At 55.4% G+C, this 15,013-nt stretch carries 10 protein-coding genes; 5 read left to right on the top strand and 5 right to left on the bottom strand.

Annotation, left to right across the window (positions count from 1 at the left end; all coding sequences use genetic code 11):
• Window positions 1-106: 106 nt before the first annotated feature.
• From ACTNBB_RS08655 to ACTNBB_RS08640, 4 genes are all read right to left on the bottom strand, one after another.
• On the bottom strand, window positions 107-1,210 hold the full coding sequence (locus ACTNBB_RS08655) for a hypothetical protein (protein ID WP_441071081.1): 1,104 nt from the start codon (window positions 1,208-1,210) through the stop codon (window positions 107-109).
• A gap of 225 nt (window positions 1,211-1,435) precedes the next feature.
• On the bottom strand, window positions 1,436-2,755 hold the full coding sequence (locus tag ACTNBB_RS08650; protein WP_441056879.1) for a zinc ribbon domain-containing protein: 1,320 nt from the start codon (window positions 2,753-2,755) through the stop codon (window positions 1,436-1,438).
• 150 nt (window positions 2,756-2,905) lie between these two features.
• A complete protein-coding gene (locus ACTNBB_RS08645) occupies window positions 2,906-4,792 on the bottom strand; it encodes a DUF6273 domain-containing protein (RefSeq protein WP_441071079.1) in 1,887 nt (628 codons plus the stop codon).
• A gap of 230 nt (window positions 4,793-5,022) precedes the next feature.
• Window positions 5,023-5,952, bottom strand: a complete 930-nt coding sequence (locus tag ACTNBB_RS08640) for a zinc-ribbon domain-containing protein (protein ID WP_441056875.1) — start codon at window positions 5,950-5,952, stop codon at window positions 5,023-5,025.
• 133 nt (window positions 5,953-6,085) lie between these two features.
• Here ACTNBB_RS08640 and ACTNBB_RS08635 point away from each other — a divergent pair, with 133 nt between their 5' ends.
• From ACTNBB_RS08635 to ACTNBB_RS08615, 5 genes are all read left to right on the top strand, one after another.
• Window positions 6,086-6,784: a zinc-ribbon domain-containing protein gene (locus ACTNBB_RS08635; protein ID WP_441056873.1), complete on the top strand. Its 699-nt coding sequence runs from the start codon at window positions 6,086-6,088 to the stop codon at window positions 6,782-6,784.
• A 277-nt stretch (window positions 6,785-7,061) separates the two neighbouring features.
• Window positions 7,062-9,659: a hypothetical protein gene (locus ACTNBB_RS08630; RefSeq protein ID WP_441056871.1), complete on the top strand. Its 2,598-nt coding sequence runs from the start codon at window positions 7,062-7,064 to the stop codon at window positions 9,657-9,659.
• Between the two features lie 192 nt (window positions 9,660-9,851).
• Complete coding sequence (locus ACTNBB_RS08625; protein ID WP_441056869.1) at window positions 9,852-11,123, top strand: hypothetical protein; 1,272 nt, start codon at window positions 9,852-9,854, stop codon at window positions 11,121-11,123.
• 60 nt (window positions 11,124-11,183) lie between these two features.
• Window positions 11,184-13,601: a hypothetical protein gene (locus ACTNBB_RS08620; RefSeq protein ID WP_441071077.1), complete on the top strand. Its 2,418-nt coding sequence runs from the start codon at window positions 11,184-11,186 to the stop codon at window positions 13,599-13,601.
• A gap of 25 nt (window positions 13,602-13,626) precedes the next feature.
• Complete coding sequence (locus ACTNBB_RS08615) at window positions 13,627-14,850, top strand: DUF4357 domain-containing protein (protein ID WP_441071076.1); 1,224 nt, start codon at window positions 13,627-13,629, stop codon at window positions 14,848-14,850.
• Here ACTNBB_RS08615 and ACTNBB_RS08610 read toward each other — a convergent pair.
• Window positions 14,807-15,013, bottom strand: a 207-nt coding sequence (locus tag ACTNBB_RS08610; protein WP_441071074.1) for a hypothetical protein, incomplete at its 5' end; no start/stop codon positions are given. The two genes, ACTNBB_RS08615 and ACTNBB_RS08610, sit on opposite strands and share 44 nt — an antisense overlap.

The raw sequence follows: 15,013 nt of genomic DNA, 5'->3' as shown, positions 1-15,013 counted from the left end.
GGCGGCGTAGCATGCGCTAGAATGACGGCATTCTAGGTGATTCTCGGCTCCTCGGGCAGCCTGCGGCTACCCTCGAAAACCGAGCTCTACACCAACATTCGGGACACTACCCATCGGCAATGGTCTTAAGGTCTTTCCAGCTATAGTTGTCCACACTGTCCTGGATGGCAACGCCATTTGACTCTGCTGCCGCATCGTCAGCCGAGGAAGCAGTCAGACAAAACATGGGCATGACTGCGACATTCGTAATGCGGCCCTGATCATCTGACCAAGTATTGTTGTTGTCACACGCATATGCATCGGAGTCCGAATATGCATGGGCGCCCATTTCGGCCAAGTGCCCCAGATCGGCATCAGGCATAGAAGGATCATAGTAAATGCTTCTGAAGCCCGACCCCCTCGAATTGTACGGGCCATAACTACCTTGAAGATTCAGACCCCCTTGGCCGTCGTCAACGGAAGCAAAGCCATAGGGACATTCAACGTCGGTATCGCTAGCGTATCCTGTTGAGTTTGCCCAACTTAAGCCTAGATACTCGTAATAATCATACTGTGTACCCTCGGCATTGAGGGACATGGCCATCCACTCGGAGTCTCGATTGACCTCAGGCATGTCCTCGGCATCGCCCAGGCACTCGGTCGCCGAAGGTGCCCACATCTTGACGTCTTCCGAGGTAGCCTCACTGGTCTTAGCGCCGTCGAGATAGACCGTCTTTTTGGAAATGGTAGCCAAACGGTCCTTGATCGAACTGGGGAAATAGTCGAAACCGGCAGCTCCAGGGGCGTACATCGGGCTGCCCGCATACAATCCGTCGGTAAATTGCCAGGTAAGTCCCGCTTTGCCCGAACCATCAGCCAAGTCGTCGTGATACAGGCCAACAATCGTGACCGTGCTCTCGCAGTCACGGAGCGCCATGCGCTTAGTCTGGCTACCATCAAGCGTGCCGTCCTTGTCGCAGAGCTTGTACTCCTTGGCGATCTTGAGGGCAGCCTTGCGGCTGCCGGACTTGGTCATGGCGTCGGAGATCTTCGCGAGCTCGGCCCAGCTGTACTTGTCGACCTTCTTCTTGACCTTGACGCCCTTTACCGATCCGTCCTTGGGCTTCTTGGACGACTTCTTGGAGGCGGCGTACGCCGGGGTAGGCGAGGCAATGGTAGCCACGCTGCCCACAACTAGGGAACTAATCGAGAGCGCAAGCGCTCCGACCAACAACCCCCCCCCTGAAACATTTCTTGACGTTTCTCATGGCAGATTCCTTTCTCTTATCCACCGGACGCCTTCAACTTTAAGCGGAGCCTGGCATTTTCTGTTGCGCAACATTTAACGGATCGGGCAATTGGCAAGCGCACAACAAGGCACCCCAAAATGCCATCCATGCAAAAAGGGCCCGAGGATAACCCTCGGACCCCATCGTTCGCCACGTGATGCGGGCGGCTATTCGTCTTTCCTGTTATAGGTAAAGTTCGTATCGTTAAACGAACTCTGACCGCCACCAAAGTCATCAGGAATACCAATGACGCCGGCTGAGCGCTCACGCAGGTTATTGACGCTGCCGCCATGACGGAAATTGGCAATGGCAATAAACTGCTGGTACTTTTCCGTTGCCTGCTGCTGGTATTCACTCTTGAACAGCTTTAGGCTACCCTCTTGCTCGGGGTTGAAGATCAGCTTGAAGTGAGCCATTCCGCGAAGACCGTTCGCGGCATACCCATGCTCATCGCTAAAATCGAAGCCATAGAACCCGTTGCCATAATCTTGAATCTCAACATCGCCGACCGTTGCGCTAACGGTGCCGCTAAGATCCTGGATAACATCCCCGGCCGAGCCGGTAATGTGATAATCACCATGCCATTCGCAGACCACGGTTCCCGGGGTATTGGAATACATACGGAGCCAGCTATCGGAGCCGTCGACAGGATAATACGTCCCCGAGAAATCGCCCCATTCGATATCGCCGCTCAGCTCGTCCTTTTTAAACTTCCACTTCTTGCCGTTGAACTTATACGTCAGCTCATGCTTGGCTCCGGACGTCACAACCCAATTCGCCGTACTGTCGTCAACATAATCGACGACGCACGTGTTGTCGTCGTACAGATCAGAATCCGCATCTTCGATCCCATGCTCTTCATCTGTCGTGATGCCCGTGAGTGGGGTCGTCTCGGTAGAAGTGGGCTCAATCGTGACGTTCGATACATTCCTGCTGCCATCTACATCGGCAGCGTAATTGAGCTCGACCGTCGTAGAGAAGCTTTCGTTGGACACGTCAGCGGTCGCAGTGCCCGTCACCTTGCCATCGCTCTCGTTAAACTCGGATACGACAAGCGAATCGACTTGGTACTCCGAAGGCTCAACGTAATCGTTTTTGGCAAAGAGCTCCGTCTGGCCTTCGTACTCCGCCTTAGCTTCTTCGAGTACTTGGGCCTCGACATCATTCTCAAAATCCTTTTGCTGCTGCTGATTGAAAAGGAAAACGCCAAGGGCAACCATGAGGACAACGGCCACTGCAGCAATCGCAATCTTGGCATTCTTGCTGAGCTGCTTCTCCGGCTCTCCCTCGCTCTTTTCATCCGTTGAGTCCTCCGCAGGCACCTCCTCCGGAGCATCCTCAACCTCGACGTCCGAGGAGTCCTCAACGGTGGCATCCGGCACAATGGCATCCGTCACGCCAGCGTCCTCATGTTCAATCTTGGCGCCGCATTTACCGCAGAATGCAGCTTTCTCGGCGATCTCGGCGCCGCACTTGGGGCATTTCATGGCCCCTCCTTCCCTCCGTGTATTAGGACAGTTGCATCGACCTGAATAAATCAAATGATTCGTTATGCGTCATTGATACGAGTGTGAACAAAGCCCCCGGAAAGCGTTTCCCTCCGAGGGCTCGCAATCACCACCAGGCAGTATTAACGACTACAGGCAGAAGCCGGGGAAAACCGCATATGCCTCGCCAGCATCAACACCCGAATAGAGATCAAAACCGTTATAGGCAATAAAAGTTCCAGATTGAGAAGCATCACACGAGCGCGTCCACGCAGTGGGGTAATCATTGTCATAACGATAGAGGAGCTTGACCAATTGATACAGCGTGTAAGATTTGCCCTCTGCCTCGTAAACAGGCACCTGGTCGGGCTGCCGCTTAATAAGTCCGTTCGTCTCGTCCTCAATGTCGGTTGTTCCAAATATCTCCATAGCAGACGGCAGCCACAGAGCATCCTTGGTCTCCGTCACCGAAGAGACGTCGGTCGTTACGCCGGAATTGTTGGTGAGCTTCTTGACCTTGACGATGCTGTTCTTAAGGTCTTTGGGCAGTTTTTTAATGAACTGCTTGTTGAGCGTCTTGCGAAGGTCGCTGTCCTTCCAGCCGCCAGAATTGGCGCCATCCTTGTTCATCGAGGCCTCGAACGGGGCAACGTCGTCAAACAGGAACGTGATGCCCGCTTTGCCCTTGCCATCGGCGCGATCGTCGCAGCCGTAACCGACGATATATGCCTTAGCCGTCACGCCGTTCTTGAGCTCTACCGTCTTATAGCTGGAAGCCGTGGGGCCGCCGTCTTCATCTCCCAGATGGTATTTGGCAGCAACGGCATACGGATCGCCGCCATTGTTCGCCGCATCGGCGATCTCGTCGGCGATAACCTTGAGGTCGCTCCAGCTGTAATTGTCGACGCTGTCCTGAATGGCGATGCCGTTGGACTCCGCAGCTGCGGAGTCCTCATCGGCGGCGGCAGTGAGGCAGAACAGGGGCTGGGTCACCTTGTCGCCAACCGTGGCCACAGCCTGATAGCGGCCGGGGCCAGCAATTTTCGATTGACCCATCGCCATAGCATAGTTATTAAAATTTTCATCCGGGGTTTTCGGATTCAAGTACAGCGACCTATAGACGGTCACACATTGATCGTCATCTGATTTGCTATCCGAGACTATGGTGGGCGTAGCGCCTTCTTTTGCTAGAGGCATTTCCATGCCATTAGCACCTTTATCAACAGCATCCCCAATGTAATCACAGGTGTAAAAATACGATGTTGGGTAATCCGAGAACGCGCCCCATTGATCATCCCAGCTTAGACCCTGGTCCTTGAATAGGTCGTACTGCGTGCCCTCGGCATTCAGCGCGTTTGCCATCCACTCAGTATCGCGATTTATGTCTGCCATGTCTTTGGCATCGCCCAGGACCTCAACAGCCGAAGGGGCCCACAGCTTGGCATCGGAAGAAACCGCCTCGCCGTTTTTGACCGAATCGACGGATGCCGTTTTGACTGAAACCGTTGCCAAACGGCTGGTGATATCAGACGGCAGCCAAGAATCGGTGGCAAGACCCTGCATCGTCGTATCCATGAGCTTAAAATTATCGACACGGCGGTTACCATTTTCCGCCATATAGGGCGCGTTGCACATGCCATCGACAAACTGCCACGTGATGCCGGCCTTGCCGGATCCATCGGACAGGTCGTCATGGTAGAAGCCTACGATGCGGACCGAGGTCTTGCCCGTAGACAGCGCCACGCTCTTGGTCTGGCTGCCGTCGAGCTTGCCCTTCTTGTCGCAGAGCTTGTACTCCTTGGCGATCTTGAGCGCGGCCTTGCGGCTGCCGGACTTGGTCATGGCGTCGGAGATCTTCGCGAGATCGGCCCAGCTGTACTTGTCGACCTTCTTCTTGACCTTGACGCCCTTTACCGATCCGTCCTTGGACTTCTTGGACGACTTCTTGGATGCGGCGTACGCCGGGGTGGGCGCGACGATGGCGGTCACGCTGCCCACAACTAGGGAACTAATCGAGAGCGCAAGCGCTCCGACCAACAACCCCCCCCCTGAAACATTTCTTGACGTTTCTCATGGCAGATTCCTTTCTCTTATCCACCGGACATCTCAACCCTAAGCGGTGTTGATCAAATTCTGTTGCGCAACATTAAACGGTAGCTGGATAAGGCACCGAAACGCCCAATGCAAAGGGCCGGGCCCCTAGACGCTTTGCCTAGAAAGATACGGTCCCTTTGGCGTAGTTCAACCTTGCCGATAGGAAAGCGATGTTAGTGAAGTTTGGTGCCGCAATGCATGCAGAACTTATCCTCGGGATCGTTAGGTGCACCGCAGGTGGGACACGTGTTGTTTGGGAGAGAGACGGCTGGCTCAGGTTCAGGTGCGACTACCTGCACGGGCACTGCTGCCGGCACGAACTCGGGAGCAAATGCGGGTGCGGGCGCAGCGACAGGCTCAGGCTCGGGAGCGCTTACCGGCTCGGGTTCAAAGACAGGAGCAGGGGCAGGCGCGACGATCGGCTCGGGCTTAGGTGAGGGAGCGGCAATTGGCTCGGGATCGGGTACAACAACTGGCTCGGGTGCAACAACCGGTTCGGGCTCCGGCGCGGACGCAGCAACCGGTACGGGCGCGGCAACCGGCTCCGCCTCAGGCTCCGGCTTCGGCTTCGGCGCCGGCTCCAACTTGGCGCCGCAGCTCATGCAGAACACATCGCCCTCGTTGACGGGGGCACCGCACTGAGGGCACATCGCAGAGCTCGACGCATCCGAAGCTGCCATCGTTGCAATACCGTTGGTTCGCCGTTTAGTAATTTCCGCCTCGATCTCCGCCATGGGCTTTCCGCACCCCGAGCAGAACAGGTCAGAGGCAGCAACGGAAGAACCGCAGAACGGACAGGTGTAGCGCACGGCAGCGGCCTGGGCAGCCTGGGCCTCGGCCTCGATACGATCAATCTCGGCCTGATAGCCCGCACGCTCGGCATCGATGGCAGCAATGCCGTCATAAATGGCCTCGCGACCGGCGCGGAACGTGGGGTCGTCCTTAGTCGCATCGTACAGGCTTGCGCCAAGCTGGGCAGCAAGAGTCTGACGGCGCTTCATGGCTTCGCTCAGCTGCGCCTTGAGCTTAATCGTGTTGCCCGTGCGGTTAGCACCGGCAACACCGCGATTGATAGAGTTCTGAAGATCGTCAAAGAAACTCATGGGGGTCCTATCTCCGCCTTTAATTCGTTTGTGTCAAGGATACCCGCGCCATCGCGCGCAATGTTGCGCAACATAACCAGAGAATCAAAGCTTATCTTAGGGCTCGTCAAGGTTCCCAACGAAAGGATGCACCATGTTCTGCCCCAAGTGCGGAGAGAAGATCCCCGACGGCATCGCCTTCTGTCCCAAGTGCGGCAACAAGTTTGCCAACCAGTCCGCTCCGGCCAAGCCTACCGCCACCCGCGAGGAAACTCCGGTCAAGGAGCCCGCTGGCCACGCCGCAGCGCCTAGCCCGGCAAAGCCAGCGATCAGCGTCCCGAGTGCCTCGCTCAATACCAACGTCATCGTCCCGCTGGCCATTGGCGTCATCGCCCTCATCCTGGCCTTTATGCCGTGGTTCTCGCCTTCCGCCAGCGATTATCAAACATCCCAGTACATCTCCGATGGCGCCAACAACCTCTCTAGCTTCTTTGGTGGCGACAGCGCGGATGGCGAGGCATATCGACTTAAGTCCAGCTATACCATGCTGGAGATGGGCGACTACGCCGACACAATGGCAGCGTACGGCAGCAGCAGTAGCAGCATCGGGGACGTCAACATGCTAACTTACACGTGGGCCATTCCGGTCATTGCCTCCGTTATCGGCCTTATCATGGCATTCCTACAGAAAAAGGTATCCATCGCACGCATCGGCTTTACTTTGCTCGCCCTCGTTGCCGCGATTATGGCATGGATGTCTACGACCTGCTCCGGCCCCATCTACCCGCTTCTGTGTTGCATTGCCTCAATCGCCACGGTCGTAACACTCAGCTCCATCAAGAAAGAAGCCTGATCTCGAGCATCAATCCATATGCAGCCCCGAACGTGCCCGCCGATAACGACCTGTCGGCGGGCACGTTTTTCATAGACAGCGGGGCATACGAACGCGGGTCGTCCGCCTCCCCCATCACCACCACCGCCCCAGCACAGACCGTTCCGCATTGCAATTTGCGCACTCGCGGATGTTGCGCAACGTTCTCGCCCATCGGGGCAGTAGCGTTCGGGTTAGCAAAGCCACGAGCCCTAAAACCCGGGATCGTGGGCTTCCACCGCATACGAAAGAAGGAACGATGGACGAGATTTTTGAGCATCTGCTTCAAGATACCGACCGAGGGATCTCGATCAACCAGATTGTCAATCGCATCGTGTTTCCCAATCACGATATCTGCATGCAGGCCAAAGCTGCCCTGGAGCGAGACTATGGCGAGTTCTGCTTTGCTGCCGTGATCCCCGATTACGAGGACTTCCAGCACATGGATCCGACCGACGCCACCAATGCCGCCCTGGAAACCTGCGGGTCCGACGGCGAAGAGGTCACCAACGTCGTTTGGGGCTACAACTCGCTCCAGTACGAATACAACGGCATCCCCTCGCTGGAGGTTGCCAAGACTATCTCCAAGATGATCGGCGTTCCCGTCTACTACGAGTACACCGATGCCGATGAGATCGCCGCCGGCGCCGTGATCGCCGATGCGCAGGGCGATAGCGTCTCGTTTGCAAACGTGGTCGACAAGAGCTGCTGGGTGTATTTCCCAGAGGGGTTCGACGGCGCCACCGACACCCTGTTCCGCTGCGGCATGGGAACCATGTCCATGCCCGACGGAAGCCAAAAGTACTTTGAGGACACCACCGACCCCATCATGCGTTCGTATGCGCAGCGCGGAAACGTGTCCCTGTACTTCGACTTTCTCAAGGACCAGTTTGGCGCCCAAGAGGAGCCCCAGGCAGAGTCCAATGCCCAGGCAGAGTCCGATGCCCAGGCATCGGGCAACGTCTACATGTCTCAGGCCATGGGTGCGATGACGTTTCGCATCGTCTTTCCCAACCATGACTGCTGCGCATATATCCGCGATGATCTCGACAAGTGCTTTGGCGGGTTCTCGCTCCAGGCGATTTGCGGCACGCCCGATAGCACGTTTGACTCACCCGATGAGGTCCTGAGGACCATGGTGGGCCACGGAATCCCCGATGATGCAACCGATGTCGAATGGGGCTATAACTCCGTGCGCTATCGCGTGGCGCACTCCGTGCCCAACGCCATCGTTCTCGAGGCATTAGCCCAACATTACAACATTCCGCTCTACACTGAGTATTTCGACGAGCTCAAGTACGCAGCGGGTGCTGCTATAACGATTCCGGGCACCGATCGTCCAACTGTCCCCGTCCCCGAGACGCTCGGCTGCGAAGATGACACCTACTTTGACCGAGGCAGTGAACCGGAAGGCTACGTCGCGCTTCGATGCGGATACTGTCAGGCAGTCTCCGATGACGGAAAAACACGCATTTCCTTTGTCGACGACCCATCGCAACCGGTCATGGCAGAGCTCGCGAAAGGCGAAACAGCTGGCGACTTTTTTGACTTAGTCGAGGCCTTAGGAATCGATACTGACTATTATCACAGTCATCGTGAGGTCCCGGCTTCTCGTCCCGCCGCAAGTTCCAAAAAGAACACCTCGACCTCCTCGGCAGAAAAATCGAAAATCAGCCTGTGGATGAACCCCATTGCAGAAAAGCATGTCTGGAACTCCCTCGATGCCTACGGTCAAAAGCAGGGCAAGCAAAATGACATGAACATGTTCTTTTTGGAGCCGCTCTATCGCGGCGGCGATCAGATCCGCGACCCATTTGGATTTGCCACAGGCCGCAAACCTTTGCCGGCTTATGCAAGCCACCAGGCGCACCGCAAGGTTATCGACGCCGCCCTTAATACCGACATAGAAGTCGGCGCGCTTGTCGCGGGGCTTCTCGGCCAAGACCTGTTGACATCCGAAGAGCTCAACGCGCTGCACCGCGACATCGAGCTCAAGGCCCAAGGCATAAGCGCCATCGCCACCGGAAGAGGTGCCGCACTCGAGAGCCGCTGCGACTCGGTTTGCTACCTTATTGCAAAGCTCCGGAGCCATGACGGCGACAATAGCCATCGCTTTATGATGTGGATGGCGGACACCGACCAAGCCGTACGCGTAAAGTTCTACGGCGAGGCACCGGCAATCGGCGCGCCCTTTACGTGCCGCTTTAGCGTAGTGGAAAATGACATCATTACGTACTGGATGCCCGTCGAGGGCGAGAAGGGCTTCTCTCGCTACAAGCAGATTCCCGAGGGAGGACGCATCGACGTCTCCGCGGCAAAGAGCGACTCTGCCGCTATGAGCGCCCTACGCAAGGCCAACGCGATGTTCCTTAAGACGTGCGGACTCAAGCAGACCGCGCCGTCCAAGACGCGCATGTCCCCGGAGCAGTCGCAACGATTTAACGAGCTGCGAGAAAAACTGGGTCGTAAAACGGGTTATGCCCTTACGGTGCTCTTCTCGCGCTGCGTACTCTGCAGCGCCGAAGCCGACCGATTCCTCGAGCTCATGGAGCACGCCGCTGCCGCGCACGATCGCGGAGAGGTGATCAACGTCGACGATACCGAGGTCGTAGAGCACAAGGCCGTTTACATGGTTGGCCCGATCTCTACCGAGGATGGTACTTGTCAGCTCTACAACCCCAACACACTCAACTTTGAGGACTTTAGGTTCCAACCCAACCTGCTCGAAGACTTCCATACCGACCTGCCCCGCGGCGGCAGCTTTATCAACATTGCAACGAGCGTCGTTGAGTCGGACGTCATCGCCGCCTGGGCGGGCTACAACCCGGGCAACGCCCAGCGCTCGGCGCGCTACTAGAGAGCGATTGGCACGGCCAAGCCATGTATCTGTTGCGCGGCGTCGACCCTGGACGTCGAACCGCGCCGTCCACGATGTTGCGCAACAGAATGCAGCGCAGGCGACCTAGTATGCGAAGTAACAGGCGCGCGAAGGTCAGACGCATCGAATCTGGCCTTCGCGCGCAACACAAATCATCGCAGGGAGCACACCATGGCGCGTGACACATCAAACGATCCGGTTGTTAACTTGCCGCTCGCTTACAAGTTCGACGGCAACGGCAACATCATCCAAAAGGTCTTTTTTGGCGTAAATGCGGTATTCTGCCCCGTCTGGTACTGGTGGTACTTCAAAAGCAATCGTGATCCCAGCTTTTGGGTCGGTGGCAGCGACATGGACGGCTATGATCCCGAGGAATGCGCTACCGAGTTCCTGCACCGCATGGATAACTTTACGCCCGAGGAGAGCTGCAACCTCTTTGAAGTTGCAAAGTATTGCGACCGCATGACGGGTGTTACCGTCTTTGACGTCGTAAACGGGCGAAATGTAAACGAGCGACACCTGGATGACTACTACACCGGCTACGACCTTGGCATCGAAGATGATGACGAGGACGAAGAGGACGACGCAGACATCGAAATGGAGTTTGACGGGCAACCTGTTAGCCCCCAGCCGATGCGCGTATGCGACGAGGGCCCCTGCCAGTTTATGCTGCCGCCCGTTTTAAACTGCGGAACGGACGACGGTTCTGGCTACGAGGTCGAGATTCCCCTGCGCGCTAAAACGGCCAAGAGCGGTACTCCGCAGGAGCGACTATCGTTCTATATCCCCGCCGACCTCGCCGTACAGTGGTTCCGCGAGGTCACGGACGAGCCGCAAGCCGACTACCAACTGTTTCAAACCGTTTGGATGAATCGGGCCAATCGGCTTGAGAACCCGCACTTTGTCGACCACCTGTTTTCCTATGCGTTTTGGCAGGAGCGACTGCTGCGCATCCTGCACTACACGTACAAGCGGGGCAAAGTGCAGAGTGTGCGCATCGTTGCTGACTACGAAGGCGATGCCGCCGAGTTTATTGACAAGTACTACCCGGAGGCCGAGGTCATCGGTCATCAGGGCAATGAGAACACCTTTGAAACGGGAGCCGCCTATCTGGTGGACCTCACGCTGGACTACAAATACAAGGGCGACAAGCTTGTCGAGAAAAAGACGTTCTCGGTCCTTGGCAGCTTTGGACGCGAATGGTATCGACTCTTTAGCGGCAATCCCAACGCCACCGTTGATGATTTCTATACATGGTGCGAGCAAACCGACACCTACGAGCCCCTACGTCAGGCAGCCGAAACCGCCGGCGCAATCGTTCAGTACACCACCTACGGACTAAAGGACGGCAAGCTCACCAGCAAGCGCACCGAAGATCTCCAAGGCCGCACCAATGTCGAGATTAACGAGGCGGCCGAGCTGAGAGACCGCATGCTTACGTAGGCGGCAACAGACCCAGTTCACGTTATCCGTTCATCTCTATACTCACAGGAGGTACCTACTTTGATTTCTCCAATCTGTTGGTTCGTGGCATTCCTCGTCGCTCTCGTCGCACTCTGCTATTCCATACACTTGGAACGGCACAACTATCAGCACAAACTCTTTTGCTTCGAGATCAATTCCAACCGTCGCATCGTCGCCTTTGGAATTCTTGCTCTTGGCGCTTTTTGCCTATTTGCCCCCGTTACCTGGGCGCAGTGCTTTTCTTCGGATCTTGGCGAGGGCTGGGAGCCGGGAGCCTTCAACTTTATTAGCTGGGTCATCACCAATTTCTTTGCCGTGGGATGGACAACGACCATCCAGACCGGCCTCACCGATGTGACGTCAACCGTCTATAGCGCTATTCCCCTTGGCGGCAGCGTTGCCGGCCAGGTATTCAACCTGCTCTATTCGCTGCTCACACTTGCATACATCATCGCCCTTCCCGTTGAAATTGGCCTATTTGCCTTCAACGCTGTTGCCACGCGTCTCTCGGGCAGCGTTATCAAGCGTCATCTCAAGTATGCCGACCATGCAATTATCTTTGAGAGCGTCGATGCCAACACCGAGTTGCTCGCGCGTGATATCGTAAACAACATCAAGGACGGAACGCTCAATAACGCGAATGGCAACGGCGACATCGCCCTCATCTTTTGTCTAGGCAGCGACGAAGACAGCGAACGTCAGCGCGTACTGCGCAATCTGTGCCAGGGCTATGTGCGCTATGTGTTCACCGACTCCGAAGCAGCCGATGTGCTCACAACGATTACATCGCTGCGCGATGCAGTTAAGCATCTGGTCGCAGTTGACGTCGTCGCAACGAGCGAAGAAACCGAACACAATGTCAGCGCAACGATCGACATGCTCGAAGCGACGCACAAGGATCCTCAAGCCGGCTGCGCGCCCAAGATTACGCTCCATTGCACCCACAAGAACCCCGATGATGCCCAGATCTTCGATGCCATCAAAGCCGACAATGAGCCGACTTGTCTTCACTTGCTCTCACGCGTACAAGACGAAATATACGATGTACTTGAAGAGGCTCCGCTCTACAGCGTGCTCGAACCCATCGATATCTCCGTCGACCCAAATCCCAAGCCTCAGAATCTCACCGTTCTCGTTTTCGGCGCAGGCGATTTCGGCATGCAGGCAACACGCACTTCCTTCTGGATGGGCCGCATGCCGGGCGTTCGTCTGAACATTGTTGTTGTCGACCCCAACGCCCGAACGATACTAGAACGCGAAGCAGCCCGCTACCCTGAGATGTTTGGCGAAAGCTGCAACGGCATGCCGACAATTCGCTTTGTAGAAGCTGAGGCGCCCTCGGTTACAACCGATCGCCTTATTGCAGGCGACACCGTCACTACACTGCACTACGACGCTCAAAACAAATGCGTATCGTCCAAGGCCGACAGCGCACTAATTACCGATGACGCTCGTCTTTACGCTTTCGTAACCATGGGAGATTGTGAACAAAACCTCTCCTATTCGCTCATGCTCCAACGTCAGATCTTCAATCGCTTTATCGACCAGGGCTCACCGGACTACACCAAACAGCAACCCGTCATCTGTCCCCATATCGAGAGCGAAGAAATCCTAGGCGCCCTTAAAAGTCTCGATAAGACTCAGACGACTGGCAAAGACGCCGCCAATATCATGCATCCGTTTGGTGCCCGCAAGGCGTTCTACACCTACAGCAACATCATCAATGACGAGCGCGAGCGCCTGGCCGTGCAGCTCAATGCGGCATACGACCTTTGCTTTAATGGCTCTATTGAGAATGATTTTGACGCAACACTCGCCGTTGAGAAGGCAGTTAATAGTTACAACGGCAAAGAATCCAACAAGAGCAGCAGCCGAGCTTCGGCAGCACATATCCCCTACCGCTTCTGGGCGCTTGGCTTTAGCGACGCCGACGTGGAGCAGGGATCCTTCGAGCATGCTTGGAGGGAGAAACTGCAGGGCAAGGTCAAGCCGGCTTCGAATAACGACAACATTGCCAATGCGATATTAAGCTCCGTCGTTCCCGACGCAGCCACCAAAGCCGAGTTCGATGCCAGCGAGCAGAAGAACCGCGAGGAATTCGCCCTTATCTGTCGTTTAGGGGACATGGAGCACGATCGGTGGCTTGCCTATTGCCGGGCAACGGGCATGACCGAACTGGGACACGGCACCGTCGAACAGGAACGCGAGCAGCGTATGCGTGCAGCAGCCGTCGATGCGTTCCTGAGCGGCAAGCCCAACAAGAGCGGGGCCGAAGGCGTTCGCAAGTCCGACATCCTCATGCGTCACGCCTACATGACACCCGACAACGACATACTCGGCGCCCGTGGATTCTTGCTGGGCAAGGACGTCTACGCCTACGACCGAATCATCGTCGCCCTCTCAGCCCGCATCGCCAAGGGAAATGTTGTCAAGCCCAAGAAGGACATGGATAAATAACGATTTCAATCGAGAGGATTGCAACATGGGAAAGCCATCCGCCGCAAATTTAAAGCAAGATAGCGAGGGCCACACCCTTCTGCGGATATTCGTAAGCTACCGACGTGCGGACAACACATTCAACCACATGCTCGATATCGTTGACAGAACCCTAGATATGCTCAACACAAGCAAAGATATGCTTGCTTTGACCGACTATCGAATTGACAAGTTCACCGATATCGTCTCCATCGATTACGGGCAGCGCTGGGAACAGAAGATGAATGAAGCTCTCGAAGGCTCGGACATCCTGCTTGCTTTCATAACGCCTGGCTATATCGAAAGCAAGAACTGCTGTCACGAATACAATCATTTCCTTGAAAACGCTGAAGGAGAAAATGATGAAAAAACTGACAAGGACGATAGGCCTCGCCGGTGCATTCCCGTTTTTTGGACAAGCCAAGATAAAATTGAAGCGAATCTAAAAAAGAAATATGGTGAAAGCCCCGACGGAGAACCCACTGCAAAAGAAAAATCCAGTCAAACTAGCTCGGGCAGCCATGACGACGAAAACGATCATGACGAGTCACTCGCTAAAGAACAGACCCGAGGAATCCGCGATAAGGAAAGCGGCGACAAAAGCGTCTCGGATAATCCCTCAAAAGATAAGAACTCAGCAAAAAACGCCCATAGCACTTGGGAGGCAATCAAAGAGCTCAATGGCCTGGAGGCGGTCCTCCCTAAGTTCATTGAGCTTCTTAAGGACGATGCGCAGGGGTCTGATTACGATTTCGTGAAAGACTGTATCGTTCGCTGGCTTGCTAACAAGATTTTCATCGTTGCAGATTCAATCATTAAGAGCAAACAAATGGTTGAGGAAGAGGATTCTACGATTGCGGAAGCGGAGACGGTCAAGACATTAGACGACGAGCTTGCCACCGCACTTTCCGGCCATGTATTTCATCTCTCGACAAAGAACTCCGAAGGGACCGCTCATGTGTCTGATGGCGTTTTTATCGTCGAAAAAGGCACGAAGATTGCCAGGGATCTTACGGTAAGCTGCCCGGTCTCCGTCATCAAGCAACGCAACGCGCATGCAGACCTCATAGAGGATTACGTGCTCACCGATGACATTGCGTTTTCGAGTCCCTCGGCGGCAGCGGGATTCGTAGCAGGCCGAAGCTCCAACGGTAAAACTATGTGGACGACCGATGAAAATAAAACCATCAACGATCTTGAGGAGGAATACAGGAAGGGAAAACAGTCGTAAGAGAAAAATGGGCTGGAAAGAAAACCATCCAGTAATAACGAACAAAAAGAAGCGGGGGGGGGGAATAAACCAGACCCGCGGGATTTTTTTTGTTTATTTCCTTTGACCCAAAAATTAAAAAACCCATAAAAAAACCCAAACGCGCCTCCAAGCCGCCCCCCGC

Origin of the sequence: Collinsella sp. HCP28S3_B9, from assembly GCF_052066095.1 — a bacterium.
In the GTDB taxonomy this organism is placed as follows: Bacteria; Actinomycetota; Coriobacteriia; order Coriobacteriales; family Coriobacteriaceae; genus Collinsella.
Note: the sequence above shows the minus strand (reverse complement) of the source record. Positions and strands in the feature narration are given on the sequence as shown.

Bases quoted from the DNA above. Each gene is read 5' to 3' on its own strand.
- ACTNBB_RS08630 (WP_441056871.1), top strand. From the start codon at position 7,062: ATGGACGAGATTTTTGAGCATCTGCTTCAAGATACCGACCGAGGGATC.
- ACTNBB_RS08635 (WP_441056873.1), top strand. From the start codon at position 6,086: ATGTTCTGCCCCAAGTGCGGAGAGAAGATCCCCGACGGCATCGCCTTC.
- ACTNBB_RS08640 (WP_441056875.1), bottom strand. From the start codon at position 5,952: ATGAGTTTCTTTGACGATCTTCAGAACTCTATCAATCGCGGTGTTGCC.
- ACTNBB_RS08650 (WP_441056879.1), bottom strand. From the start codon at position 2,755: ATGAAATGCCCCAAGTGCGGCGCCGAGATCGCCGAGAAAGCTGCATTC.
- ACTNBB_RS08625 (WP_441056869.1), top strand. From the start codon at position 9,852: ATGGCGCGTGACACATCAAACGATCCGGTTGTTAACTTGCCGCTCGCT.
- ACTNBB_RS08615 (WP_441071076.1), top strand. From the start codon at position 13,627: ATGGGAAAGCCATCCGCCGCAAATTTAAAGCAAGATAGCGAGGGCCAC.